25 protein-coding genes are annotated in these 25984 nt (G+C 63.2%); 12 read left to right on the top strand and 13 right to left on the bottom strand.

Translation table 11 applies throughout. The features are described from left to right. Positions 1-111 precede the first annotated feature (111 nt). From rpmA to BLR80_RS01795, 11 genes are all read right to left on the bottom strand, one after another. Positions 112-366 (bottom strand): 50S ribosomal protein L27, encoded by a 255-nt coding sequence (rpmA, locus tag BLR80_RS01745; protein WP_092075625.1) that lies wholly within the window; start codon positions 364-366, stop codon positions 112-114. Between the two features lie 11 nt (positions 367-377). Beyond that, positions 378-686, bottom strand: coding sequence for a 50S ribosomal protein L21 (gene rplU, locus BLR80_RS01750; protein WP_092075627.1), 309 nt, complete (start codon positions 684-686; stop codon positions 378-380). 113 nt (positions 687-799) lie between these two features. Further along, positions 800-1141, bottom strand: a complete 342-nt coding sequence (locus BLR80_RS01755; protein ID WP_245691292.1) for a NifB/NifX family molybdenum-iron cluster-binding protein — start codon at positions 1139-1141, stop codon at positions 800-802. Next, complete coding sequence (locus BLR80_RS01760) at positions 1138-2046, bottom strand: ATP-binding protein (protein WP_092075629.1); 909 nt, start codon at positions 2044-2046, stop codon at positions 1138-1140. The genes BLR80_RS01755 and BLR80_RS01760 overlap by 4 nt, the downstream gene beginning before the upstream one ends. After that, positions 2043-2915: a nucleotide-binding protein gene (locus BLR80_RS01765; RefSeq protein WP_092075631.1), complete on the bottom strand. Its 873-nt coding sequence runs from the start codon at positions 2913-2915 to the stop codon at positions 2043-2045. Before BLR80_RS01765 ends, BLR80_RS01760 begins: the two co-directional genes overlap by 4 nt. Positions 2916-2921: 6 nt before the next feature. Beyond that, positions 2922-3287 carry a NifB/NifX family molybdenum-iron cluster-binding protein gene (locus BLR80_RS01770; RefSeq protein WP_092075633.1) on the bottom strand — a complete coding sequence of 122 codons (366 nt, stop codon included), beginning with the start codon at positions 3285-3287 and terminating at the stop codon, positions 2922-2924. A 187-nt stretch (positions 3288-3474) separates the two neighbouring features. After that, positions 3475-3786 (bottom strand): DUF5320 domain-containing protein, encoded by a 312-nt coding sequence (locus tag BLR80_RS01775; RefSeq protein ID WP_092075635.1) that lies wholly within the window; start codon positions 3784-3786, stop codon positions 3475-3477. 101 nt (positions 3787-3887) lie between these two features. After that, a complete protein-coding gene (locus tag BLR80_RS01780; RefSeq protein ID WP_092075637.1) occupies positions 3888-4313 on the bottom strand; it encodes a NifB/NifX family molybdenum-iron cluster-binding protein in 426 nt (141 codons plus the stop codon). 212 nt (positions 4314-4525) lie between these two features. Beyond that, the gene (locus BLR80_RS01785; RefSeq protein WP_092075639.1) at positions 4526-5902 is read right to left on the bottom strand and encodes a sigma-54 interaction domain-containing protein; all 1377 of its coding nucleotides are present in this window, start codon (positions 5900-5902) and stop codon (positions 4526-4528) included. Between the two features lie 6 nt (positions 5903-5908). After that, the gene (locus tag BLR80_RS01790; RefSeq protein WP_092075641.1) at positions 5909-7423 is read right to left on the bottom strand and encodes an Rne/Rng family ribonuclease; all 1515 of its coding nucleotides are present in this window, start codon (positions 7421-7423) and stop codon (positions 5909-5911) included. Beyond that, a complete protein-coding gene (locus tag BLR80_RS01795) occupies positions 7417-9978 on the bottom strand; it encodes a TIGR03960 family B12-binding radical SAM protein (RefSeq protein ID WP_092075643.1) in 2562 nt (853 codons plus the stop codon). The genes BLR80_RS01790 and BLR80_RS01795 overlap by 7 nt, the downstream gene beginning before the upstream one ends. A gap of 119 nt (positions 9979-10097) precedes the next feature. Between BLR80_RS01795 and BLR80_RS01800 the strand changes: the two genes are divergently transcribed. Both BLR80_RS01800 and BLR80_RS01805 read left to right on the top strand, forming a co-directional pair. Continuing rightward, positions 10098-10832 (top strand): phosphatase, encoded by a 735-nt coding sequence (locus BLR80_RS01800; RefSeq protein WP_092075645.1) that lies wholly within the window; start codon positions 10098-10100, stop codon positions 10830-10832. Positions 10833-10876: 44 nt separating this feature from the next. Beyond that, positions 10877-11533 carry an L-fuculose-phosphate aldolase gene (locus tag BLR80_RS01805; RefSeq protein WP_092075647.1) on the top strand — a complete coding sequence of 219 codons (657 nt, stop codon included), beginning with the start codon at positions 10877-10879 and terminating at the stop codon, positions 11531-11533. A 27-nt stretch (positions 11534-11560) separates the two neighbouring features. Here BLR80_RS01805 and BLR80_RS01810 read toward each other — a convergent pair whose 3' ends face one another. Beyond that, the gene (locus BLR80_RS01810; RefSeq protein WP_092075649.1) at positions 11561-11815 is read right to left on the bottom strand and encodes a cytochrome c; all 255 of its coding nucleotides are present in this window, start codon (positions 11813-11815) and stop codon (positions 11561-11563) included. A 47-nt stretch (positions 11816-11862) separates the two neighbouring features. Continuing rightward, on the bottom strand, positions 11863-12177 hold the full coding sequence (locus BLR80_RS01815) for a hypothetical protein (RefSeq protein WP_092075652.1): 315 nt from the start codon (positions 12175-12177) through the stop codon (positions 11863-11865). Positions 12178-12742: 565 nt separating this feature from the next. Between BLR80_RS01815 and murI the strand changes: the two genes are divergently transcribed. The 10 genes from murI (at position 12743) to BLR80_RS01865 (ending at position 25980) form a co-directional block, all read left to right on the top strand. Then, entirely contained in the window at positions 12743-13582 is an 840-nt protein-coding gene (murI, locus tag BLR80_RS01820; protein WP_092075654.1) for a glutamate racemase, read from the top strand. Continuing rightward, entirely contained in the window at positions 13579-14190 is a 612-nt protein-coding gene (locus tag BLR80_RS01825) for a GerMN domain-containing protein (RefSeq protein ID WP_092075656.1), read from the top strand. The genes murI and BLR80_RS01825 overlap by 4 nt, the downstream gene beginning before the upstream one ends. Then, a complete protein-coding gene (locus BLR80_RS01830; RefSeq protein ID WP_092075658.1) occupies positions 14187-16601 on the top strand; it encodes a homocysteine S-methyltransferase family protein in 2415 nt (804 codons plus the stop codon). The genes BLR80_RS01825 and BLR80_RS01830 overlap by 4 nt, the downstream gene beginning before the upstream one ends. A gap of 56 nt (positions 16602-16657) precedes the next feature. Further along, positions 16658-17041: a RomY N-terminal domain-containing regulatory protein gene (locus tag BLR80_RS01835; protein ID WP_092075660.1), complete on the top strand. Its 384-nt coding sequence runs from the start codon at positions 16658-16660 to the stop codon at positions 17039-17041. Then, a complete protein-coding gene (locus BLR80_RS01840; RefSeq protein ID WP_092075662.1) occupies positions 17041-18564 on the top strand; it encodes a sensor histidine kinase in 1524 nt (507 codons plus the stop codon). Before BLR80_RS01835 ends, BLR80_RS01840 begins: the two co-directional genes overlap by 1 nt. Next, complete coding sequence (locus BLR80_RS01845; RefSeq protein ID WP_092075664.1) at positions 18561-19931, top strand: sigma-54-dependent transcriptional regulator; 1371 nt, start codon at positions 18561-18563, stop codon at positions 19929-19931. The genes BLR80_RS01840 and BLR80_RS01845 overlap by 4 nt, the downstream gene beginning before the upstream one ends. 50 nt (positions 19932-19981) lie before the next feature. Next, positions 19982-22660: a DNA polymerase I gene (polA, locus tag BLR80_RS01850; protein ID WP_092075666.1), complete on the top strand. Its 2679-nt coding sequence runs from the start codon at positions 19982-19984 to the stop codon at positions 22658-22660. A 75-nt stretch (positions 22661-22735) separates the two neighbouring features. Beyond that, positions 22736-23671 carry an NAD(P)-dependent oxidoreductase gene (locus BLR80_RS01855; RefSeq protein WP_281241572.1) on the top strand — a complete coding sequence of 312 codons (936 nt, stop codon included), beginning with the start codon at positions 22736-22738 and terminating at the stop codon, positions 23669-23671. A 131-nt stretch (positions 23672-23802) separates the two neighbouring features. Beyond that, complete coding sequence (locus BLR80_RS01860; protein ID WP_143012063.1) at positions 23803-24273, top strand: hypothetical protein; 471 nt, start codon at positions 23803-23805, stop codon at positions 24271-24273. 12 nt (positions 24274-24285) lie between these two features. Continuing rightward, positions 24286-25980 (top strand): hypothetical protein, encoded by a 1695-nt coding sequence (locus BLR80_RS01865; protein WP_143012064.1) that lies wholly within the window; start codon positions 24286-24288, stop codon positions 25978-25980. Positions 25981-25984 lie beyond the last annotated feature (4 nt).

Genomic DNA, 25984 nt, shown 5'->3' on the forward strand with positions numbered 1-25984 from the left:
GAAACGTTGCCGGCAGGCGCCACCACAGCCTGCCGGGGCGCCAACATAACACAAAAAAGCCCGAAGTCCTATGCCTGACTTCGGGCTTTGGGGCTGTGCTGTCTGCGCGGTCTAGCTGGCGTAGACGCTGATCTTCTGGCGCTTCTTGTCCTTGCGCTCGAAGGAGACAACACCATCGATCAGGGCGAACAGGGTGTAATCCTTGCCGCAACCGACGTTGTTGCCGGGGTGAAAGGTGGTGCCACGCTGACGTACCAGAATCGAGCCGGCAGTAACCTGCTGACCCCCGAACCGTTTGACGCCAAGGCGCTTACCAACGCTGTCGCGGCCGTTTCTGGAACTGCCGCCTGCTTTCTTGTGAGCCATGATTCGCCTCCTTAAGCCTCAATGCCCGTGATTCTGAGCCGTGTTATCGGCTGCCGGTGTCCATAGGTCTTGCGAAAGCCCTGACGGCGCTTGGATTTAAACACAAGAACCTTTTTGTCCTTGCCCTGCTCGACAATGCGAGCCGAAACCCTGGCGCCTGGCAATAGAGGTGCTCCGATTTTAACCTCTTCTCCGCCGACCATGAGGACTTCGCCGAGCTCGATGGTGGAACCCACCTCGCCGGCCAGTTTTTCTACCTTGATTGTGTCGCCTTCGGATACTTTGTACTGTTTTCCTCCGGTCTTGATCACCGCGTACATGCGTCTTCACCTCCCTGATGTGCAAAGTCACGCGCCCAGCGGACACGTTTTGTAGCGGCGCACTGTAGCCGTGTGCCGGGCGGGCTGTCAAGGAATTTCTGCTGCCGTGATGGTCAGTGATCGCACAGATTGATACCGCTGCGCAGGGCGCCAGCGAGGTACTCGGTGACCAGGGTGGCTGGGGCGGCGACTGGCGCACCGACAATCACCTGAATACCATTGGTGGCAAACAGCTGTTGGGCCCGCTGGCCCATGCCGCCGGCAATCACCAGATCGACCCCCTGTTCCGCCAGCCAGCGCGGCAGCAGGCCGGGCTCGTGCGGCGGGGCTTCGAGGGTGTGCTGGCCGGTGATGGTCTGGTTTTCAGGGTTGACTTGCACCAGGGTGAACTGGCCGCAGTGGCCGAAATGGGCGGCCAGCAGGTCGTTGGCGGTGGGAATGGCGATGGTCATCATGCAGGGACTCCGGTTTGGGGGTTGGGGGTGTCGAGCTTCAGGCGCAGATTGCGCCACAGCTTGCCAATGGCGGCGCTGGCGGCGCTGGGCTCCAGGCAGGTGACTGGCCGGCCTTGCAGCTGGGCCTGGGTCAGCTGCGGGTCGTAGGGCAAACGTCCCAGCAGGGGCACGTTCAGCCGTTCGGCTTCCTGCTGCAACAGCTGGGATTGCTGCGGATTGATGTCCCATTTGTTGATGCACAGCAGGGCCGGCAGGCGGAAATGACGGCACAGTTCGGCCACGCGCAGAAAATCGTGCCGTCCCGACAGGGTTGGTTCGGTGATGATCAGCACCGCGTCGGCGCCGCTGATCGAGGCGATGACCGGGCAGCCGATGCCCGGCGGTCCGTCGATCAGCAGATAGGCACTGCCGCGTTCGGTGGCCAGGGCGCGCGCCTGGCGTCGCACCAGACTAACCAGCTTGCCTGAATTTTCCGCGCCGATGCCGAGCCGGGCATGGATCAACGGGCCGTAGGCGGTGCTGGATTGGAACCACTGACCGCACAGGCGCTCGGGGAAATCAATGGCCTGGACCGGGCAGAAGTGGACACAGACGCCGCAGCCCTCGCAGGCCAGCGGGTCGATACGGTAATTGGGCTGATCTGTACTTGGACGCACCACCGCTTCAAAGGCGCAGTACTGGGCACACAGGTCGCAGTGGCGGCAGTCCTGCGGCCGGATCTGTGCCTCGTTACCGCTGTAGAAATCCTGTGCCTGTTGTATCTGCGGTTGAAGCAGCAGGTGCAGATCGGCGGCATCAACATCGCAATCCGCGCATACCACATCCTTGGCCAGGTGGCAAAGGGCGGCGGTCAGGCTGGTTTTGCCAGTGCCACCCTTGCCGCTGATGATGACCAGTTCCTTCATGCGTTCCTCCCCAGGCGAATGCTGTCAGCCAGCAGTCGATGCAGGGCTGGAGCCAGTTCTGGCCGGGTCTGCAGCAGGGTTGCGCCACGGGAATAACCCTCCGCTATCCGTCGGTCATCCGGAATCTCCAAGGCGACGGGAACCTGCTCGGCCTGGCAGTATTGATGCACGGCCGCATCGTTGCCGCTGCCGGCGCGGTTGATCACCACGGCACAGGGTAGACCCAACAACCTCACAGTGGCCACGGCCAGTTTCAGGTCGTTCAGGCCGAAGGGGGTTGGTTCGGTAACCAGCAGGACGACATCACAGCTGCGCACCGCCGCGATCATCGGGCAGGAGGTTCCGGGCGGGCAGTCGACCAGTACCAGGGGGGCCGCTGCCGCGTCGGCCAGCACGGCGCGGATCAGTGGCGGTGCCATCACCTGGCCGATGGCCAGGGTGCCGCTGATCAGCAGCAAATTATCGCGGCGCAGTTGGCGGATATGGCCGATCAGGCTGTTTTCTTCATGGATTGCACCCGTTGGGCAGACCCGGGCGCAGCCACCGCAGCTGTGGCACAGTTCGTCGAACACCAGCGTGCAGTCGCCGCCAACGGCCAGGGCGTTGAAGGCGCAGAGGTCGACACAGCGGCCGCAGCGGTCGCAGCGCTGCGCATCGATGCGTGGCACTGCCCGGTGGATCGCTTGCGGCGGGCCGGAGCGGCCGGTGAGAAACAGATGCGCATTGGGTTCTTCGACATCGCAATCGCACAGGGTGACGGGGCCGATCTGCGCCTGTGCTTCGGCTAGAGCCAGTGCCAGGGTCGTTTTGCCGGTGCCGCCCTTGCCGGAAGCGATGGCGAGGCGGAATGCTGTTGAGCCGTAGGTCATCGTGGTTTAGCTCCAATGGCCTTCAACGCTGGCCTGGGCTGCTGGCTGCAGCCGCCCTTCGCGCAGCGCCTGCAGAGCTTCGGCCCCGCTGAGGCTGGCATCACAGTGGTAGACGCTGACACCGGCGCTGGTCAGGACACGAAAGGCCTTGGGGCCGCAGTTGCCGGTGATCAGGGCATTGACGCCAGCACGCAGCAGCAGTTGGGCCGCCTGGACACCAGCGCCCTGGGCGGCGTTAAGGTTCTGCTGGTTCTCGACAATTTGCATCTTGCCACTGTTGTCATCAACGAGCAGAAAACGGGCGGCGCGACCGAAACGGCTATCGACAGGAGCGGCGAGATCCTGGCCGGTGGAGCTTAATGCGATCTTCATGGTCACCTCGGGGGGAGTAGCGGGCCGCACGGCCATATCAAAAAGGCCGGCCCGGCAGGTAGACAATAAAAAGTACCGTGGCGCCGTTGGCGCCACGGTCATGACAGCGATCATGGCAGGGACAGGGTCGACACAACCGCTGTGTCAAGGTGTGCGATCCCGGTCCGTGCAGGGTTCCGTGGCAATTTTAGTCACCCTGGCGGTTCTGGCAACGCAGCTCGGCCAGCTCGGCCTCCAACTGGGCAATGCGCTGCTGGCGCCGGTTGTCGGTGGCGGGCGCATCACCGGCTGGGGGCAGGGCGGTCCAGCCGCGCCCGAAACCGGCACCGAAGCCGGGGCCGCAGCCACCACGGCGCATGCCACGGCCCGCAAGGCCGCGGCCGGCACCGAAGCCGGCACCGCTGGCATAGCCGGGGGCATTGCTGCCGCTGCAGTATCCCAGTCCGCGGCCGGTGCGGCTGCCCATTCCCTGTGGTCCTGTACGATCTCCGCGAGGCATCTTGTCCTCCTGTTTCTGCTGCCGGTTTCAAACGGCAGCCTGTGGGTTAATCCTGCTGCTGTTGCCATAACATCCGCAGGGCTGTGTGCTTGTCCCCCAGCTCATGGCTCCGGCATCTCCGGGCCTGCTGCGGGGCTGGTCAACGTCCGGCCGCGTCGCTGGCAGCAGCGCCCCCGACGGCAGCCCGGCATGGTACGGGCGCGTTGCTGCAGGCAGCCCTGTTGCCAGTCGTGCAGAATGTCTTCCAGCGCTCCGGCGACAAAGGGGATCACCTCAATGCCCTGGGCACAGGCGGCCTGATAGAGTGGCCGGGAAATGGCGCCGCAGATCAGCAACCGCACGCCCTGTCGGCGGAGCAGCGCCAGCTTTTCCAGACCGTTGCCGGCTGGCAGGGGCAGGATCTGGCGCTTGAGCCCTGCCGGACTGTGCTGGCACAGTTCGGCGCTGCCGGCGACATCGAAGACCGGGGCGACCCGGCCATTCCAGGTGGTGATAGCGATGCACATGGGCTGCGGCAAAGGCTCCATCGGGGTTCGTTGCGATCGGGTGTTGCTGCTGGATAGAGCAGGGTTCGTGCCAGAGACGCGGTGCTGTCTTTTAATGGTTTCAAGTATCCGAAATAAAATAGTTTTTCAGAAAAAGATTAATTTCGCGGGTTGGCAGTGGGGTCGCTCAAGAGTTGCGTTTATGCATTATTGTCTGACGACAGAAATGCACGACTGCATTTGTTGTCGGCGGCTCAGGAGCGGCGGCGGCCGTCGATGGCGGGCAGTTCGAGACCCAGTGCCTGGATCTTGCGGTACAGGGTGGTTTTATGGATACCGAGGGCGGCGGCGGTGGCCTGGCGGTTGTAACCATGCTGTTGCAGGGCCGACAGCAGGGTCTGGCGTTCGTGTTCGGCGTTGAGCTGGCGCAGGGCGCTGGCGTCGCCGGTGGGTTCAGCCGTCCCGGTCTGCGGGGGCGGTACCAGGGGCGCGGGCAGGTGGCGGCGTTCGATCCAGTCGCCCTGACAAAGGACAAAGGCCCGTTCGATAACGTTTTCCAGCTCGCGCACGTTGCCGGGCCAGTCGTGGCTGACCAGGGCCGCCAGGGCTGTGGGCCGGCAGCCCTGGATGTGGCGTTTTTGCAACCGGTTGAAACGGGCGATGAAATGGTCCACCAGCAGGGGAATATCTTCCAGGCGGTCCCGCAGGGGAGGCAATTTCAGGTTGACGACATGGATACGATAGAACAGATCCTGGCGGAAACGGCCATCGGCCACCAGTGCTGCCAGATCGCGGTGGGTAGCGGCAATGATGCGGGCCTGCAACGGTTCTGAACCGGTGGCGCCCAGCGGCTCGAACTGGCGCTCCTGCAGTACCCGCAGCAGGCGCACCTGCAGCGCGGGACTGATTTCACCGATCTCATCAAGAAACAGGGTGCCCTGGCCGGCGCGGTGCAGGCGGCCGGGTTTGTCCTGCACTGCGCCGGTAAAGGCGCCCTTTTTGTAGCCGAACAATTCCGATTCCAGCAGATTGTCGGGCAGGGCGCCACAGTTGATGGCGACGAAGGGGGCATCGGGAGCAGCGCCGCTGCCGTGAATGGCACGGGCCAGCAATTCCTTGCCGGTGCCGGTTTCGCCCTCGATCAGCACCGTGGCGCGACTGGCCGCGATGGTCGGCAGCAGCTCGAACAGGGGCTGCATGCGCGGGCTGTGGCTGACCAGGTCGCCGATGCGGAACTGGCCATGCAGGGCCTGCCGCAGAGCCTCGACGTCGCTGAGGTCACGGAAGGTTTCGGCGCCGCCGAGGAACCGGCCGCTGGCGTCGCGCAACACGGCGGTGGAGATGCTGATGGGCACCTGCTGGCCGTCGGCACGGATGATGAAGCCCTCGCGCTGCACGATGGGTTTGTTGCTGTGCAGGGTTTCGCGCAGGGCGCAGTGGTTTTCACACAGACTGCAGCGGAACACCTCGGAGCAGGGCTGGCCGATGGCTTCCTCGCGGCGGATGCCGGTGATGCGTTCGGCGGCGCGGTTGAAGGAACTGATACGCCAGTCGGCATCGACCGTGAAGACCCCGTCGCAGATGCTCTCCAGGATGGCTTCGGTCAGATCCGTCCTGTCGCGCCGCGCCATAAAATTTTACCCCGCGCTGATTTCGAACTGCTCAATGTGAAAGCTGGGACGTGCCACGATGGCGATCTGTTTGCCGAAATGCTGTTCGATCTCCTCAATGATGCGGTTTTCCTCGTCGTACAGCAATGCTGCCACGTCGGGATGCACCTGCAGGCTGATCTGCTGGCCTGGCAGGTCGCGGATTTCCCGCTTGAGCTTGCGGAAAATCTCGAAAGCCACGGTGGTGCGACTCTTGATGTAGCCGGTGCCTTCGCAGTAGGGGCAGGGTTCGCACAGGGTGCGGCCGATACTCTCGCGTACCCGTTTGCGGGTCATTTCCACCAGTCCCAATTCGGAGATCTTCAGGATGTTGGTCTTGCTCTTGTCGCTCTTGAGGGCTTCTTCCAGGGCGGCGTGTACCTGCTCGCGATGGGCTTCCTTTTCCATGTCGATGAAATCGATGATGATCAGCCCACCGATGTTGCGCAGGCGCAGCTGGTAGGCAATCTCTTTGACGGCTTCCAGATTGGTCTTGAGAATGGTGTCTTCGAGGTTGCGTTTGCCGACAAAGCGGCCGGTATTGACATCAACGGCGGTCAGGGCCTCGGTCTGCTCAATGATGATGTAACCGCCACTTTTGAGCCAGACCTTGCGCTCCAGGGCGCGGGCGATTTCGACCTCCAGGCCGCAGGCGTCGAACAGGGGCTCGTCCTTGTCGTACAGTTCGATGTCGCATTCCAGATTGGGCATGTAGGTGCTGAGAAATTGCAGAATCTTGTCGTATTCCTCGGGCGAGTCGACCAGGATATGGCGGATATCCTCGGTGAGGATGTCGCGCAACACCTTGCTGGTGACATCCAGATCGGAGTGAATCAGTGCCGGGGCCTGCCGCAGGCTCTGGCAGCGGTCGATGTCGCGCCACAGATCGGCCAGATAGGTCATGTCGGCGCGCAGATCCTCCTCGTTTTTGCCCTCGGCGGCGGTGCGGACGATAAAGCCGGTACCGGCCGGGCGAATTTCCTCGACAATGTGGCGCAGGCGTTCCTTTTCCTCTTCATTCTCAATGCGGCGCGAAATGCCGATATGGTCGATGGTTGGCATGTAAACCAGATGGCGGCCGGGCAGGGAGATGTGCGAGGTGATGCGGGCGCCCTTGGTGCCGAGGGGTTCCTTGGCCACCTGGACCAGGATCTCCTGTCCTTCCTGCAGCAGATCCTCAATGGGCGGCAGGGCGGTGGGTGCTTCTTCCAGGTTCTCGGTACCTAGCGGATTGTTCTCGCTGCGGCCGTCGACAAAGTCGGCCACCGCTTCCATCTCGTCGATCACATCGGCAACATAGAGGAAGGCGGCTTTTTCCAGGCCGATATCGACAAAGGCGGCCTGCATGCCCGGCAGCACGCGGATAACCTTGCCCTTGTAGATGTTGCCGACAATACCGCGTTCGCGCGCCCGTTCGATGTAGAGCTCGGAGATGTGGCCATTTTCCTGCAGGGCCACGCGGGTTTCGTGGGAGGTTTTGTTGATGACCAGCTTCTTCAGCATAGACAGGACTCCTTGGCCTCGATGACGGCGACACCAGCCGGCGGGACGGCGGCGGGCGTGAAGTGAACGGCCTGTTTGCAGATACCCAGGGCGCGCGCCGCCGTGTCGTCAAGATCGAGCAGGCAGGCGGCCACAGCCACCGGGCTGCCGCGATAGAGGCTCAGCAGCAGGCCGCTGGCGTCCAGTTGCAGATCGGCAATGTCGGGACGCAGATCGCGCTTGAGGGTCTTGCCCTCCTTCTGCCGTTGCCAGGGCAGGGACGTGGCTGACAGGGCTTGCTGCAGCCGCTGCGCCAGGTCGGGCGGAAACAGCGGATTGAGCGGCACCCGGTAGTCGCTGCGGACAATGCTGGCTGCCGGGCTGGCTGTCTGCGGGCTGACGGACCAGGCCGCGAGAACCGCGAAGCCTGCCGGCAGTTGCTCGTTGAGCTGGTGGCCGAAGTCGGCAGCGGCCCAAGGCCGGATCAGTTCGATATCGACGATTTCCGCCCGGCTGGCCACGCCGGTGGGCAGGGCATCGGGAAACGACAGGCGCGGATGGGGATGAAACCCCTGGCTGTAGCGTAGCGGCGCCTTCATGCGCCGCAAGGCCCGTTGTACCAGACTCATGAACTCCAGGTGGCTGATCACCAGGGCCGGGCCTTCCTTGGCCAGTTGCAGGCGCAGACGGAAGCGGCTGTCCGGCAGGAGCGTTATCGCTGGCGTGACGGCAGGGGACTGGAACTGTGGTGCCGGATCGGCATAGCGCATCCGCAGCTGGTCAAAATCACAGACGCCGCAACCGCCGCAGGTGCCGCCGCGGCAATCGGGGGTGGGAGCCAGGGCCAGGGCCCGCTGGGCCTCGCGGCGGAAAAATTCCTTCGGGATGCCACAACTCAGATGCTCCCAGGGCAGAATCTCGTCGAAGTCACGCGGTCGCAGATAAAAGTCAGGATCGATGGCACAGTCGGTCAGGGCCTGCTGCCAGCGATCATAACGAAAGTGGTCGCGCCAGCCATCGAAGCCGCAGCCCAGATCCACCGCCCGCTCCAGCAGGGCACCAAGGCGGCGGTCGCCACGGGCGAAGATGCCCTCGAGCAGCGACAGTTCCGGTTCGTGCCATTTCAGTCGCAGTTTTTTGCTGGCCAGGGCCTCGCGCAGCCATTGCTGGCGCCGGCGGGTCTCCTGCAGGCTGATCTGGCCGTGCCACTGGAACGGTGTGTGGGGTTTGGGCACGAAGGTCGAGGCCGACACATGCACATCGCCGCCGCCTTCGGTGCCACGGGCGGTTTTTTTCACCGCCGCCGCCAGATCGATAATGCCTTGCAGATCGGCCTGTTCCTCGGTCGGCAGGCCAATCATGAAGTAGAGCTTGATCAGGCGCCAGCCCAACTGGTAGATGGTGCGGGCACTGCTGATCAGGTCGTCGGCCACAATGCCCTTGTTGATGACCTGCCGCAGCCGTTCGCTGCCGGCTTCCGGTGCCAGGGTGAAGCCGGTCTTGCGGACCTTGCGGATTTCCTCGATCAGGGTGGTGCTCAGCGAGCCGACCCGCAGGCTCGGCAGCGATACCGCGATACGATCCTGGCTGTGACGCGCCATCAGCTCGGCCAGCAGGGGCTCGATGGCGCTGTAGTCACCGCTGGAGAGGGACAGCAGCGACAAATCCTCGTGGCCGCTGTGCTGCAGGGCCGTGGCGGCCAGTTCGGTAATGGTGGTGGCCTGCCGTTCGCGCACCGGCCGGTAGATGTAGCCGGCCTGACAGAAACGGCAGCCCCGGGTGCAACCACGGGCGATCTCGATGGCGACGCGGTTGTGGACCGTGTGCATGGTCGGTACCAGCGGCCGGCGTGGAAAGGGCGCGGCATCAAGGTCGGCAACAAAACGGCGGCGCACCAGCGGTTGCTCGGGATGTCCGGGTTCGATGGCGGCGATGCGGCCGTCAGCGGCGTAGCGCACGTCGAACAGGTCGGGCCGATAGACGCCCTCGATACGGCCGAGGCGGTTCAGCTTCTGGCGGCGGTTTTCCCCCAGCTGCCGGCTGAGGCGCAGGGCGGCGCAGATCTCGACGACGGCTTCCTCGCCGTCGCCCAACAGGGCCAGGTCGATGAAGTCGGCCAGGGGCTCCGGATTGTAGGCACAGGGGCCACCGACGATGATGAGGGGATCGTCCTCGCCGCGTCGGTCACGGCGACGCGCGATGGCGGCCAGATCGAGCATGTGCAGCAGGTTGGTGTAGCACAGTTCGTACTGCAGGCTGAAGCCAACCAGGTCGAAGTCGCGCAGGGGCCGGTGCGATTCCAGCGAAGTCAGCGGGGCACCCTGTTGCTGTAATTGGGCGGCGCGGTCGGGCCAGGGACAGTAAACGCGTTCGGCGGCTATCCAATCGTGATGGTTGAGAATCTCATAGAGAATGGCTGAGCCGATATGGCTCATGCCGATTTCGTAAACGTCGGGAAAGGCCAGGGCGAAGTGGATGGCGACGCCCGCCGGATCTTTGTGGCAAGAGCCGACTTCGCCGCCGGTGTAGCGGCCGGGACGGCTGAGGTTGAGCAGAGCGGTGCAGGAATTCATCATTGTCTTTCAGTGCCGGCGTGTTAAATTAGGCAATCTACAATGGTACTTCAGGGCCTGACAAGCAGTTTTTCCGCCGCATTGGCGTCTTGCCAGACCCGCAGCGCACACAAGGAGTTTGCATGCATCAGGTTGCCGGTCCGCAGGTGGATGTTCATGTGCACAGTCTGGCGTCGGGCCATGCCTACAGCACCATTGAGGAAATTGCCCGCGCCGCCGCCGCCCGCGGTCTGGCTGGGGTGGCCATTACCGACCATGGCCCGGCCTTGCCGGGCGGGCCGCATTTCTACCATTTCATGGCACTGCGTTTCGTGCCGGAGGAGCTGTTCGGTGTGCGGTTGCTGCGTGGCGTCGAGGCCAACATCCTCGATGAAGGGCGATTGGATCTTGCCGCCGAGGTGCTGGAGCGACTTGATATTGTGCTGGCCGGTTTTCACGAAGGTTGTGGCTACCAGGGTGACAGCCGGCGCCAGAATACGGCCACCCTGCTGCGGGTGATGGAGAATCCGCAGGTCGACATCATCTCCCATCCGGGCAATCCGCAATTTCCGCTGGATTACGCCGCCGTGGTGGCCCAGGCTGGGCGCACGGGCGTGGCGCTGGAGATCAATAGCTCGTCCTTCTCCCTGAGTCGGCGCAACAGTGCGCCCAACTGTCTTGAAATTGTTCGCCTTTGTGCCCGGCAGGGCGTGGCTGTGGCCGTGGGCAGCGACGCCCATATCGCCCAGGGGGTTGGTCAGTTCGATGACGCGTTACAGGCCCTTGAGCAGTGTGGCCTGCCGCCGGAGCTGGTGGTCAACCGCACCCTGGCCTCGACCCGCGCCTTCTTGGGTCGCAACGGCCGTATGCTGCGCTGAGGATCGTTTTTCTTGGCTTTTCCTTTTTTATTCCGGGAGGTGCTGTGAAGCTGGCAGCCGAGCGGCAACAGATTGTCGACTACGGCCTGCGTTTGTTGCAGGCCGGGCTCACCACCGGCAGTGGCGGTAATCTTAGCTGTCTGTGCCGGGAGCAGGAACTTATCGCTATCGGACCGAGCGGCATCGCCTATACCGATGTCCGGCCAGAGGATGTGGTGATTGTCGATCGGCAGGGCCGGCGGGTGGAGGGGCGTTATCAGCCGTCGAGCGAGCTGGGTTTTCATCTGGCGCTTTACGACCGGCGGCCCGATATTGCCGCCGTGGTACATACCCATTCGGTTTATGCCACCACCCTGGCCTGCCTGCACTGGGAGTTGCCCGCAGTGCACTATCTGGTGGGCTACAGTGGCGACAGGGTGCCGCTGGCGCCCTATGCCACCTTCGGCACGGCTGAGCTGGCCCGGGCGGTGGCCGACAGCATCGGTGGTTACAATGCCGTGCTGCTGGCCAATCATGGGCTGGTAGCGGTGGGAACCCAACTGGAGCGGGCGTTCAACGTGGCTGAGGAAATTGAGTTTGTTGCCCGTCTCTACTATCAGTGCCGTTGTGCCGGTACGCCGGTGCTGGTGGCAGAAGATGAGATGGCACGGGTGCTGGAGCGGTTCAAAAGCTATGGCCAACCAACGCTGCCGTCGGCCTGAGCGCATCGCCCGGGCTGACCGGAGGGGCTAGGGCGTGGCCTTGTGGCAGAACAGGCAGCGGTTGGGATCGGGATGCTCTGGCGGGAACTCCATGCCGGGCTGGCCGTGGCAGTCCTTGCAGAAGGCTTCCGCGGCCTTTTTGCCTTCCTGCTGGAAGAGTGTCAGGTAGGGTGCGTGGGTCGTATCCCGCGGCAGATGCGGGGTGGTTTCTTCCGGGGCGGCCCATAAAAAGGCCACCAGAGCGATGCCGGCGATGACAAGCAGCAGATCTCGCGTTTTCACGATGGAGGGTGTCCTCTGGCGTCTTGAGGCAGAACCGGGTTCGGCTGTCAGTCGCCGCGTAAAAAAACCATGTAAATGAGAAAAAAGACGATGGCAGCACCACCGCCGACGAACAGAAATAAGCCGTCGGATGAACGGTCCAGGCTGGTGCCCTGTTCGTGAACAAAGTAGACCAGTGTGACCAGGCCGGCCAGCGACAGGGTGCAGCTCAGCAGCAAGTGCCAGCGCAGGTACAGGCTGACGACCACAAACACGAGGGCCCCGGCGATGAACCAGGGGTTGTGTACCAGATCGAGCGCGACAATATAATCGAGAATGACGCTGGTCTCAAGGGGCTTGAGCCATTCGAGCAGGGTTTCCATGGGCGGCTCCGGGAGTTGCGGGCTGGATGGCAACAAGGCAGCCGGGTTGGCTGCTGCTTCATGAGAGATGATTTTGCAAAAAGTGTCAGGCTTGGATGGCGAGGCGAAAAACGTCACAGGCAAGGCACACACCATGAATCAAACAAGGTAGACGTGCTGTAGCCACGGACGGCAAGGCCCCGAGACCAAGGCAGCAACGCGACCATGGCGAGTTTTCGCCGCGCCATCATGAATGCCTCATACCCTAGCATTACCGCCTGAAAATTCAAGGCGCAAATCCTGGTGAAATCCTTGACGCTGGCGCCGCTGGTCGCCTATCATCGCAGGTCGGCGCCGCGATGCTTTGTGTTGCTGATGTCGCCGCCAGCGGGTGTACGAATGTCCATTCGTGGCTGCCGGAACGGGACGTCCGATGTTTGCTCTGGCCGCTTTCCTGCAAACCCTCGGTGACGCCTCTGGCTGAAGGGCCGCAATCAAGCATCAATGCTAAATCGTCGATGATGAGACCCAAGGCGAAAATCACGGCCTGGGTGGGTGAAAACGTTTTTCGGGAAGGCGGTTGACTGTGTCCTTACGGGCGATCGGTATCTTTGATTCGGGGGTAGGTGGATTGACGGTGCTCAAGGCCATCCGGCAGGAGCTGCCGCTGGAGTCGCTGGTCTATCTGGGTGATACCGCCCGGGTGCCCTATGGCACCAAGAGCCCCCCGACGGTGGAACGCTATGCTCTGCAGGCGGCTGCCTTTCTGCTGGCGCAGCAGGTCAAGATGGTGGTGGTGGCCTGCAATACGGCCTCGTCGGTCGCTCTGCCGGCCCTGCAGCGGGCTCTGCCGGTGCCAGTGGTCGGAGTGATCGAGCCTGGGGCCGCCGGAGCGGTGGAAACCAGCCGCAGCGGCCGCATTGGTGTCATCGGCACCGAGGCCACCATCGCCAGTGCCGCCTATCCTCAGGCCATCCGTGCCCTGCGGCAGGATGCCGAGGTGTATTCCGCTGCCTGTCCGCTGTTTGTCCCCTTGGCTGAAGAAGGCTGGGCCGAGCACGCCGTGGCGCGGCTGACGGCGCAGGAATATCTGGCGCCTTTGCTGCAGCAGCGGGTCGATACGCTGGTGTTGGGCTGTACCCACTATCCGTTGTTGCGGCGCACCCTTGAGGCGATCCTGCCACCGGAGGTGCGTTTGGTGGACTCTGCTCGCCAGACGGCCCTGCAGGTCCGGCGTCTGCTTGGACCGCAGACGCTGGCCCAGCGCGGTGACGGCAGCTGCCGTTTTTTTGTCACTGACGAACCCGCCCGTTTTGTCCGTGTTGGCGGTGCGTTTCTGGGAGAGGCGCTGACCGAGGTGCAGCGGGTGGAATTGCAGTGTGCCCTTGATGGCAGCGGTGCGGTTCTGGCCCAGGTGGCGCCATGAAACGGTTGTTGCTGGCGTTGCTGGTGATTGTGTTGCTGGTGACGGCTGGTTTGCTGATCGGGCGGGCGGTGCTGGACCTGCATCGGCCGGCGGCGCCGGTGCAACGGCTTCTGCCGCAAGCCGAACGCGAGCTGCTGCTCTATTTTGGCGACAACCAGTCGGCCTTTCTGGTCGAACAGCGCCTGCGGCTGCCGGATTCGGGCGATGAGATGCAATTACTGCGGCAGCTGATCGCAGCGCTGATCGCCGGTCCGTCGCCTTCAGCCACGGTGCTGGTGCCGGTGCTGCCCCCCGCCAGCCGGCTGCAGGATGCCGTGCTGGCGGCCGATGGCACCCTGCTGCTCGACTTCAACCGCGCCCTGATCGACCAGCATCCCGGTGGCAGTGCCTCGGAGCTGCTGACGGTGCGTGCCCTGGCCAACACGGTAAGTGCCAATTTCCCCGAAATCAAACGGGTTCGCCTGCTGGTCGATGGCCTGGTCATCACAACCCTCAAGGGCCATCTTGATCTGCGCGGGCCGGTGTCCGCCGATTTTTCCCTGGTGCGACCGGAAGAGATGCAAGACGGCTCACAAGAGACGGCCGCTGTCAACGAGGAGAGACAATGAGTGATTTTCGCCAGGCACTGCGCGAGCAGGTGCTGATTCTGGACGGTGCCATGGGTACCATGCTGCAGGCGCGCGGACTTAAGGCCGGCGACTGCCCTGAGCGGATGAATCTGCTGCAGCCCGGCGTGGTTCGTGGTGTGCATCAGGAGTATGCCGAAGCCGGCGCCCAGATTATCGTCACCAACACCTTCGGTGGCAACCGTGTCAAGCTGGCGCATTATGAACTGGCCGATCAGCTGTACGATATCAACGCCCGCGCCGTTGAGCTGGCCCGTCAGGGACTGGGCGCGCGGCCGGGTTTTGTCGCTGCCAGCATCGGTCCCACCGGCCGCTTTGTCGAGCCGGTGGGGGATGCCGGTTTTGATGAGATGGTCGAGATTTTCGCCGAGCAGGTGCGGCCGCTGGTGGCTGCCGGGGTCGATGTGCTTAGTTGCGAAACCTTTCTCGATATCCGCGAACTCAAGGCGGCCGTGCTGGCCTGCCGGGCTTGCTGCGATCTGCCGGTGATCGCCATGCTGACCTTCGACGATGGTGGTCGTACCGTGCTGGGCACACCGCCCCAGGCCGCCGCCGTCACCCTCGAAGGGTTGCAGGTCGATCTGGTCGGCAGCAACTGCGGTCTGGGTATCGAGGGCATGGTCGAGGTGCTGCGCCAGATGCGGACTGTCTGCAGCCTGCCGCTCATTGCCCAGGCCAATGCCGGCCTGCCGGTGCTGCGTAACGGCGAAACCCTTTTTCCGGCCTCGCCGCAGGAAATGACCGCCTGCCATGATGAACTGATCCGGCTGGGGGTGCGCGTGATCGGTGGCTGCTGTGGCACCACGCCGGCCCATATCCGGGCCATGCGCCAGGCCCTTGAGGGTCGCGATCTGCAATGGCAGGCGCCGGCGCGGCGTGGTTTGCTGTCGAGCCGTACCGAGGTGGTGGCCTTTGGCGGTGATGCGCCCTGCGCTCTCATCGGCGAACGCATCAATCCGACCGGCAAGAAGCAGTACAGTGCCGAACTGCGCGAGGGCAAGACTGCCTATATCCGCAGCGCCGCCCAGCAGCAGACGGCGGCTGGCGCCCATCTGCTTGATGTTAACTGCGGTGCGCCGGGCGCCGACGAGCCTCTGGCGCTGGAGCGGGCTGTCTATGCCATCAGTGGTATCAGCACCCTGCCACTGGTGCTTGATTCCTCTGATCTGCAGGCGCTCGAACGTGGACTGAAGGCTGCCGACGGCAAGGTGCTGATCAATTCGGTCAATGGCGAGGAAAAGAGTCTGGCGACGGTGTTGCCGCTGGCGAAACGCTACGGTGCTGCCGTCATCGGCCTGGCGCTGGACGAGGAGGGCATCCCGGCTACGGCGGACAAACGCCGGGCCATTGCCGAGAAGATTCTCGCTCGCGCCGAGGCGGTTGGCCTGCCGCGCTGTGATGTGGTGATCGATTGCCTGGCCCTGACCGTGTCGGCCCAGCCCGATCAGGCACTGGAGACGCTGCGCGCCATCCGCCAGCTGCGCCAGCAGGGCGTGGCCACGGCTCTAGGGGTCAGCAATATCTCCTTTGGTCTGCCGCAGCGACCGTTGATTTCATCGACCTTTTTTGCCATGGCGCTGGAAGCGGGACTGAGCGCGGCCATCATCAATCCGTGCGAGGCGCGCATGATGGAGGCCTACCGCAGCGCCCGGGTACTACTGCAGCAGGACGCCCAGGCCGCCGACTACATTGCCGCCTATGCTGGCCTGGCGCCACCGACCACGGCAGCGGCGGAGACGCCGGCACCGGTCGGGATTCTGGCCCGCCTGGGCGAGGCCGTGCTGCAGGGTGATGCCGAGGGCGTGGTGGCGCTGGTGGAACAGGCCCTGGCCGAGGGCCATGCGGTGATGGCCATCAGTAACGAAGGGTTGCTGCCGGGATTGGAAGAGGTCGGTCGCCGGTTTGGCGACAACCGCATCTTTCTGCCGCAGGTGCTGCGCAGCGCCGAGACCATGCAGCGTGCTTTTGGCCGGCTGAAGCAGGAGATGCGCGGCGAGGCCCTGGCCAGTCGCGGTCGGATTCTGATGGCGACCGTGGAAGGCGATATTCATGACATCGGCAAGAATATCGTCTGCACCCTGCTGGAGAATCACGGTTTCGAGGTCATCGATCTGGGCAAGAACGTGGCGGCGGGCCGCATCGTGGAGCAGGCGCTGGCCCATCAGGTGGACGCGGTCGGCCTGTCGGCGCTGATGACCACCACCCTGCAGCAGATGCAGGTGACCATTGACGCCCTGCGTGCCGCCAGTGTGCGGGTGTTCACCATGGTGGGTGGCGCCGTGGTAACCCAGGATTACGCCGACAGTATCGGTGCTGATCTCTATGCGGTCGATGCCATGGAAGCCGTCGACAAGATCAAGGTGCTGCTGCGGCGCGATCCGCCGACGGTCTGAGCGTTTGCCGCCGGTGGCCGCACCGGCCCTCTTCTCCAACAGAAGGAGCGACTGCGATGGTCGGTGGCTTCAATCATAACTTCTGCTATCAGGGCCAGACTTTTCATCTGCAGACCGAGGACAGTGGCCCGGTCCGTGCCCGTATCACCAGCTTGCTGTACCTGGGGGGTACCATCATCGCGCGGCAGAACTTTGACTATCCCGACTGGCGCGAACTGCCTGACCTGACGGCCCGAGTGGAGGCGCAAATGAAGAGCCAGCACAAGCAGCTGCTGCGCGATCTGCATCGCGGTGCCTTCGATGACCGTATCGCGGCTGTCAGCGGCGCGCTGCCGGCCGGGCCAGCCGTGGCTGAGCCGCCAGTCCAGGAGGCAGTGGCTGCGCCTGAACCCGAGCTGGAAGCGCTGGTGCGGGCCTATCTGCGAGCGGGGCGCGACTGATGCCGCCGCAACCCGCTCGACCGGATCTGCGCAACAGCCTGATTTTCCGTGTCATCGGTATGAACATTCTGCTGCTGACCGTCGGCATTGGCGTTTTTACCGTCTTTCACTATCAGCGTGATCGCCAGAACATGCTGGCCGTGACCACCGATGGTGCCGAGATTCTGATGGCAACCATTGAAAACGCTGTATTCAACTCCAAATGCCGGGGTGATGCCCAGAAGCTGCAGAACACGCTGGAATTCATCGCCCGCAGTCCCAGTCTGCGCGGCGTGCGCATCTTCAATCCGCATAGTGGCCGCATTGCCAACTCCTCCCGGCCGGATGAAATCGACCAGGTGGTGGCCGCCGACGCCCTCGCCCTTTACCGCAGCGGTCGGAGTTCGGCCCTGTTCCAGCACGACAACGAGGAGGTGCTGAGCATCGTCCGGCCCATCACCAGCCGCACCCTGTGTCAGGATTGCCACGGCACCCAGGAACAGGTTCTCGGGGTTCTCAATCTCAACTATTCCATGCAGAGCACCGCGGTGCGCCTGGCCCAGTCGTCGCGCTGTTTCAGCCTGTCGATGGTGTTCATCACCTTGCTGCTGTCGGCCGGGGTGTCGTTTATTCTGTTGCGCTATGTCCGCCGGCCGATTCAGACGCTGAGCTATCGTATGGCCCAGGTCGAGGCGGGTGAAAAAAATGTGCGTATGGAGCCGAAATCAACGGATGAAATTGGCTATCTGATGCGCAGTTTCAACTCTATGGTCAGCCGTCTGGAAGCGGCCCAGACGGAACTGGAGCAGTATCATTTCCGCCAGATGGAACAGGCCGATCGCCTGGCGGCCATTGGTGAGATGGCCACCGGCATGGCCCATGAAATCAAGAATCCGCTGGCGGGCATCAGTGGTGCGGTGACCGTGCTGGCCGACGACCTGCCGGTGGGTGATCCGCGGCGTCAGGTGGTGGCTGACATCCTTGGACAGATCGATCGCCTCAACAAAACGGCCACCGATCTGCTGCATTTTGGCCGACCGGGCCAGCCGCAATGCAGTTATGTTCAGCTCAATGAGGTGGTTTGCGAAACCCTCTTCTTTGTTGCCCAGCATCCCGAGGCCTGCAATGTGCGCCAGGAACTGGCTCTGCAGTCCGATCTGCCGCCGATCTGGGCCGATCGCAAGCAGATCCAGCAGGTGGTGCTCAACATCATCATCAACGCGCTGCAGGCCATGCCCGATGGCGGTTCTCTGCGTTTGGCGAGCGAACTTAAGTGTGAACAGGACCAGCGCTGTTATGTTCGGCTGACCATTGCCGATACGGGTGTCGGTCTGGATGTGGCGCAGCTCGAACGGATTTTCACGCCTTTTTATACCACCAAAACCCGGGGTACCGGTCTGGGACTGGCCATCTGTCGCCAGCTGGTGAAGCAGAACGATGGCCGCATCAGCCTGGTCAGTGCGCCCGGCGAAGGCACCAGTTTTACCCTGTCCTTTCCGGCGGCAGCGCCGCCAGAACCTGCCAAGGAAGAAGAATCCGCATGAATTCGGCCCGTATATTGGTTGTAGATGATGAACACCTGATTCGCTGGTCCCTGGAGCAGAGCCTGAAGAAACAGGGCTACCGGGTGCGCACAGCGGCGTCGGGCGAGGAGGCGCTGGACGCGGTTCGGCGCGAATCGCCGGATCTGGTGTTGCTCGACATCCAGCTGCCTGGTATCGACGGTCTGGAAACGCTCGAACGGCTGCGCGAAGGCGACGGTGATATCAGCGTCATCATGATCACGGCCCAGGGTGTGCTGGAAACGGCGGTGCGGGCCATGCAGCTGGGTGCCTGTGACTACATCAACAAACCGTTTAACCTCGATGAGCTGGCAGTAGTCATCCGTAAGGCGCTGGAAACCCGCGCGCTGCAGAAGGAGGTGGAACATCTACGGACAGAGAAAAAGCGGGCCCAGAGCAACGCGCGTATCGTGGCGGAAAGTGAGCACATGGCGCGGGTACTGGATATGGTCGGCAAAATCGCCCGTAGTGACGCCATTACCGTGTTGATCCAGGGTGAAAGTGGCACCGGCAAGGAGCTGGTGGCCCGCGCCCTGCACGATGACAGCGCCCGTAAGGATCAGCCGTTCATGGCCATCAACTGTGCCGCCGTGCCGGAAACCCTGCTGGAGAGCGAGCTGATGGGTCACGAGAAGGGCGCCTTCACCGATGCCAAGATGCTCAAAAAGGGTCTGTTTGAGTTGGCCAGCGGTGGCACGGTGTTTCTTGACGAGATCGGCGACATGCCCCTGGGCATGCAGGCCAAGCTGTTGCGGGTGCTGGAGGAACGCTGCTTTCGTCGGATCGGCGGCACCAAGAATATCCACGTCGATATCCGCATCGTTGCCGCCACCAACAAGGATCTGCTCAAGGCTATCGAGGAGGGCAGCTTTCGCAAGGATCTGTATTATCGCATTCAGGTCATTCCCATCTATCTGCCGCCGTTGCGCGACCGCCGCGACGATATCCTGCCGCTGGCACAGTACTTCATTGGCCATTTCAACCGCGAATTCGGCAAGAGCTTCAAGGGCCTGAGCAAAAAAGCCCAGCAGTACCTGTTGGGGTACGATTGGCCGGGCAATATCCGTGAATTGCGCAACGTGCTTGAACGGGCGGTCATTCTTGAAGGTGGTGACCTGCTGGAGATCGAACCCCTGCCGCGCGAGGGCGCCGACAGCCCTGGCGAGAATTCGCCGGCCCTTGGCGCCTTCAATCTGCCGCCGGAGGGGGTCGATATCGAGGTGGTCGAGCGCGAACTCATCCAGCAGGCCCTGCTCCTGTGTCAGGGCAATCAGTCGCAGGCCGCGCGCAAGCTGCATCTGGGCATCGACGCCTTCCGTTACCGCATGAAGAAATTTGGCCTGCTGTGAGCACGACGCCCACGCTGCTGTGTTGTCTGAACGAAAAAAAGGGGTCTTCCATGGCCGACCGTGTCGACCATCTGTATCTGATCGACGGTTCCTCCTACATCTACCGCGCCTACTACGCCATCCGTCATTTGTCGACTTCGCGCGGGCTGCCCTGCAATGCCGTGCTGGGGTTCACCAAGATGCTGCTCAAGGTGCTGCGCGAACAGCAGCCCGCGTATCTGGCAGTGGTGTTCGATGCCCGGGGGCCAACCTTTCGTACGGAACTGTACCCCGCCTACAAGGCCAACCGAGCCGCCATGCCGGAGGATCTGGTGCCGCAGATCCCGCTGATCAAGCAGATGGTGCGCGCCCTGAACCTGCCGCAGATCGAGCAACAGGGCTTCGAGGCCGATGATCTCATCGCCACCCTGACCCGCCGCCAACTGGTGCTTGGCGGAGCGGTGACCATTGTCAGCAGCGACAAGGATCTGATGCAGCTGGTTGGGCCGCAGGTGCGCATGCTCGATACCATGAAGGACCGGGTTATCGGTCCGGCCGAGGTGGCCGAGCGCTTTGGCGGGGCTGAGCGGGTTGTCGAGGTGCAGGCCCTGGCCGGCGACAGCTCGGACAATGTGCCGGGTGTGCCCGGTATCGGTGAAAAGACCGCCCGCGAGCTGATCGACCGTTTTGGTACCCTGGAGCAGCTGCTGGCTCGTTGTGACGAGGTCAGTGGCGTCAAGCGGCGCGAGAATCTCAGAAATTACGCCGACCAGGCGCGACTTTCGCGCCAGCTGGTCACCCTGGTCGATACGGTGCCCCTGGCGGACCTGCCCGCCGACCTGCGGCCGGGCGAGCCGGATCGTCCCGCGTTGGCGGCGCTGCTGCGCGAGTTGGAATTCCAGCAGCTCTACGAGGACTTCGGGCTGGCGCTGTCATCGCCCGCTGCTGCCGCCGGGGATTATCGCTGCGTGACCGATGCCGTCGAGCTGAAGGCGCTGGTGGCGCAGTTGCGCGCGGCCGGAGGATTTGCCCTGGATACCGAAACCACCTCCCTGGTGCCGCGCCAGGCCGAGCTGGTTGGCCTGTCCTTTGCCGTAGCCGCCGGTCAGGCCTGGTATGTGCCGGTCGGCCACTGTGGCGCCGATGCTGCCGTCCAGTTGCCACGGGCCCAGGTGCTGGCGGCGTTACGGCCGCTGCTGGAGGATGACCGCCTGAACAAGGTTGGCCAGAACCTGAAATACGACGTCCAGGTGCTGCGCGGTGCTGGTATTGAACTGCGCGGCATACAGGCCGATACCCTGCTGCAGTCGTATCTGCTGTTCCCGGCGGCCCGTTCCCACGGTTTGGATGCCCTGGCGCTGGAACACTGCGATCATCAGATGATTCGCTACGAGGAGGTGGTCGGCAGTGGCAAGGCGCAGAAGCCCTTCGCCGCCGTGTCCCTGGATGAAGCCAGTCGCTATGCCGCCGAGGATGCTGATTTTACCTGGCGGCTGTACCAGAAGTTCGACCCGCTGTTGCAGGCGGAGTTGCGTCGCCTGTTCGAGCAGGTCGAAATGCCGCTGCTGCACGAGCTGATCGACATGGAATGGCATGGCATGGCCATCGACTGTGACCATCTGGCGGCCTTAAGTGCCGAATTTCAGCAGCAGATTGACGCTCTGCAGCAGCAGATTCATCAGCTGGCCGGCACGGCCTTCAATCTCAATTCACCCAAGCAACTTGGTGAAGTGCTGTTTGAAACCCTGGCGTTGCCGCATGGCAAAAAGACCAAGACCGGTTGGTCGACGGCCGTTGATGTGCTCACTGGCCTGGCTGACGCCCATCCCATCGTTGCTCTCATCCTTGAATATCGTTCTCTGGCCAAGCTCAAGGGGACCTACAGCGACAGTCTGCCGCGGCTAGTTGACCCTGCCAGTGGCCGGATTCATTCCAGTTTCAATCAGGCCGTTACCGCCACCGGCCGGCTATCGTCGAGCGAGCCGAATCTGCAGAACATCCCCATCCGCAGCGAGGCCGGCCGTCGCATCCGCCAGGCCTTCATCGCGCCGCCGGGTCATCTGCTGCTGGCCGCCGATTATTCACAGATTGAGCTGCGGGTGATGGCGCATCTGGCCGATGAGCCGCACCTGCAGCACAGCTTTGCCACCGATGAGGATATTCACCGCCGTACCGCCAGCGAGCTGTTTGGCGTTTTTCCTGAACTGGTCAGTGACGAACAGCGCCGCCGGGCCAAAACCATCAATTTCGGCGTGCTCTACGGCATGGGTGCCTTCAGCCTGGCGCGGGAGCTGGGCATTCCAACCGGTGAGGCCAAGCGCTATATCGACAGCTATTTCGCCCGCTATCCGGCGGTGCTGCGTTTTATCGAACAACAGAAGCAGTTGGCCGCGGCACAGGGCTATGTCACCACGCTGCTTGGCCGACGCTGTGCCGTTGCCGACATCCACAGCAAAAATGGTCAGGTGCGCAGTCAGGCCGAACGCAACGCCGTCAACTATCCGGTGCAGGGTTCGGCTGCTGATATCATCAAGGTGGCCATGGTGGGTGTCGGACGGGTGCTGCGTCAGCAAGGGCTGAAAAGTCGCATGGTGTTGCAGGTGCACGACGAACTGCTGTTCGAGGTGCCGTTGGCCGAGCGCGAGGCGGTCGAGGCTCTGGTGCGTCAGCAGATGGAACAGGCTGTCGCATTGCGGGTGCCACTGCGGGTCGATCTTGGCTGGGGTCGCAACTGGAGCGAGGCCCACTGACCGATTGCCACTGTCTCATGGCAGGGATTTTCTACCCGTTGACGAAGACCAGGGGTTGCTTGCCGCAGGCTTGAAATTGGCCGATATCGGTTATACTATCGCCGGAACCACAGAGAGCCATCAGGCGCTAAAGGAGGGGAGCACATGATCAAGGAAATCGGCTTTATCGGTCTCGGCACGGTCGGCAAATCCATGGCGCGTAATCTGCTCAAGGGCAATTACCAGCTGACCGTGTACGACAGCCGCAAGGGAACGGTTGAGGAACTGGTGGCTCAGGGCGCCAAGGGGGCAAGCACCGCCATTGAGGCCGCTCGGGGCAAGGACATGGTCATTGCCGTGCTGCCGGATGAAAAGGGCTTGCGTCAGGCGTTCTTCGCCGAAGAGGGCTTTCTGGCCGGTATTGATCCTGGCACCATTCTGTGTGATATGGGAACCCATTCGCTGGAGTTGACCAAGGAACTGGAAAAGCACGCGGCCCAGCGCAAAATCCAGTTTGTCGACGCGCCGGTGTGGGGCACCAAGGAGCACGCCGCCCACGGCTTGCTGACCATTCTGGTAGGTGGCGATAATGCCGTGGTCAGCCGCTGTCGCGAGGTGCTGTCCTATGTTGGCCTTAATATTCTGCATGTCGGCGGTGTCGGCGATGCCACCCGGATGAAGTTTGTCGTCACTCTGATGCAGTCGCATCTGATGGAGGCTCTGGCCGAGAGTCTGGTATTCGGCGAGCGGCTGGGATTCAGCAACGATCAGATCATGGAGGTGCTTGATGCCGGCGGCGTGGCCTCGCCGTTGCTGCACAAGAAGGGCCGCTCCGTCGCGCGGGGTGATTTCAGCCGTAACCTGGCGCTGAAGTATGTTTACGAGGGCCTGCGCAAGGTGAAGGAGGCGGCCGATATCACCGGCACCCGTTTGCCGGCGATGGAATCGGTGCTGGATGTTTACGGCGAAGCCATGGCTGACGGCCGGGGTGAAGAGGATTTCTCCGCTGTCATCAAGGTGCTGAAAAAATAGGCCGCTGCGGCCTGTGATCGTATGAAGGGATTGTCCACAGGGGAAGCCGGAAAGGCTTCCCCTGTTTTTATGGCTTGTTATTGCGGGCAATGGCCGGGGTCGTTGCCGTTTTTTCCGAGGAGAAGATCATTATGCGTTTGTCTGTCGCGTCTGTCCTGATGTCTGCGGCTCTGGTCCTGTTGCTGGTTGGTGCGGGCTGGGCCGCGCCCTTTCGCTTGAGCGAAACGGAATTTATGCGTTGGGTCCAGACCCAGCAACTGCCCGGTTTTGTGGCGGATGAGGAGAGTCTGGAAAACTACGATGACCGGGAGTTTACCCTCGATTTCATGGCAACGGGGGCGCCCCAGCATCTGTCGATCAAGATCGAGCCGGGCTCCATGGCTGAACTTAAGGGCGATCCCAATCTGGCAACCTATGTCGAAGGCCAGTTTCAGGGCCGCCGGCTGGCTTACTGTACACTCAAGAGCATGGCCGGCATGTCGCTGCTGTATCTTGACCTGCCGGAGCGGGGCGCGCAGCTGCGCCTGCTGACCGCGCCACAGAAAAGCCGGGCCGATATGGAGCGGCTGCTGGCGGCCTTCGATCTGTCCGCCTTGCGCTAAGAGTGCGGGGTGGTGGGCTGCTATAGGCGTATTGTCCTCTGGTCTGTGCTGCTGCATTTGGCGCTGTGGGGTGGTGGGCTGACCCGCGCTCCGGCGCAGGGTCTGGTCCTGCATCCGCACCCCGGCCGGTTGCAGGCCTTGGCGGCATTACCCGATGGGGCGGTGCTGGCGGTGGGGGAGGTGCTGTGGCCCCAGGCCGGGGCTTTGCCAGGGGCCGCGCCGCAGATGCGCGGTCTGGTGGCGCGGCTGGGAGCCGACGGTTTGCTGTGCTGGAGTCGCACCTACGCCTGCGGGACCAGCTGTCAGTTGACAGCAGTGGCCGCCCTGCCGGATGGCGGTGCTCTGGCGCTGGGCAGTTGCGCTGCCGTTGCCGCTGGTCCAAGGTCGGCCTGGGCGCTCTGTCTTGATGCGCAGGGCGCTATCCGCTGGCAGTGGTGTAGCGACCCATCGCAGGACAGAATCGGTGTGGCCGTGGCGGCTGCTGCGCCCGATTACCTGGTGGTGGTGCTGCGGCAGACTGACCAGCAGCAGCCGCACCTGCAGTTGGTGCAGCTTGACGCGGCGGGACAGGCCCGCTGGCTGGCTACGCCGGAGGATGGGCCGCTGATCCCTGCCCGATTGCAGCTGCTGCCCCAGCAGCGGCCGCCGGCGCTGCCGCCGGGCGCGTTAGCGCTGACCGCATCGCAGCCCATTGCGCCCTGTGGCACACGACCGCTGGTGTTGTGGCTTGATCCGGCCGGCCGGTTGTTGCGTCGTCAGGTGTTGGGCGCGGCGGGCTCGGTGCCGCAGCTGCTAGCGCTGGCTGATGGTTTGCTGGCTGGCTGGACAGGTCTCGATCTTCAGCAGCGGGCTTTTCCACAGCTGGTCTGGCTGACCGCCGACGGCTACCGCGAACTGCCGCTGGCGCGGCAAGTGGCTGGTGATGTCGAGCTGATCGGGCTGGCGCATTGTGCCGTGGCTGGGCAGACGGCGGGGCCGGTGGTGCTGGGGCTGAATGTCACGGCGCCTGCTGCTGCCGGCCAGGTGTGGTTGCAGTTGCTGGCAGCCTTCCCCCCGGTGGTGGTGGAAGGGGTGGCCAGGCCGGGCGCAGTGCTGCGTTTGTTGCGGGATGTGCGGGGCGAAGCGCTGTTGCTGACCGGTTCGACCCTGCTGCTGGCCGGCGCCGCGCCGGCTGGCCCGGCGGGTGGCCGACCCTGGTTGTATCGCATGGATTTGGCCGAGATCGATGGCGAGAGTCTGGCGTTGGGGCCTGTGACGGTCGCGCCGCCGCAGGAGGGCGAATGGTGTGATCCGCAGCTGCTACTGACGGCACGAAATGGAGCCATGCAGCTGCTGGCCGAGCGTTGGGTGCCGCCCGAGGCGGCCTGGCCCTGGCCCGTTTTGCGCGGCCAAACGCTGGCCGGCGAGGAATGCTGGCGCCAGTTGCTGCCCTATGCCAATGGCCGAATCTGCTGGCTGCAACCTTTGCCTGAAACGGCTGAGATTCTGGTCGGAGTAACGGTGCCGGCTGTGCCTGGTCCGGCTGCCTTGCGTTTGTTGCGTCTGTCGTCGCAGGGAGTGGTGCAGCAGGACTGGCTTTGTGGCGAATGGCCGGGACAGATCGACGGGGTTCAGATTGGATCGGCTGGTGCGTTGCTGGTACAGGGCCGGCTGGAGACGCCGGCGGGGCCGCAGCTGTTGCGTCTGTCTTTGCCCGCTGGCTTGTGACGAC

Origin of the sequence: Desulfuromonas thiophila (genome assembly GCF_900101955.1) — a bacterium.
GTDB classification, from domain to species: domain Bacteria; phylum Desulfobacterota; class Desulfuromonadia; order Desulfuromonadales; family Desulfuromonadaceae; genus Pseudodesulfuromonas; species Pseudodesulfuromonas thiophila.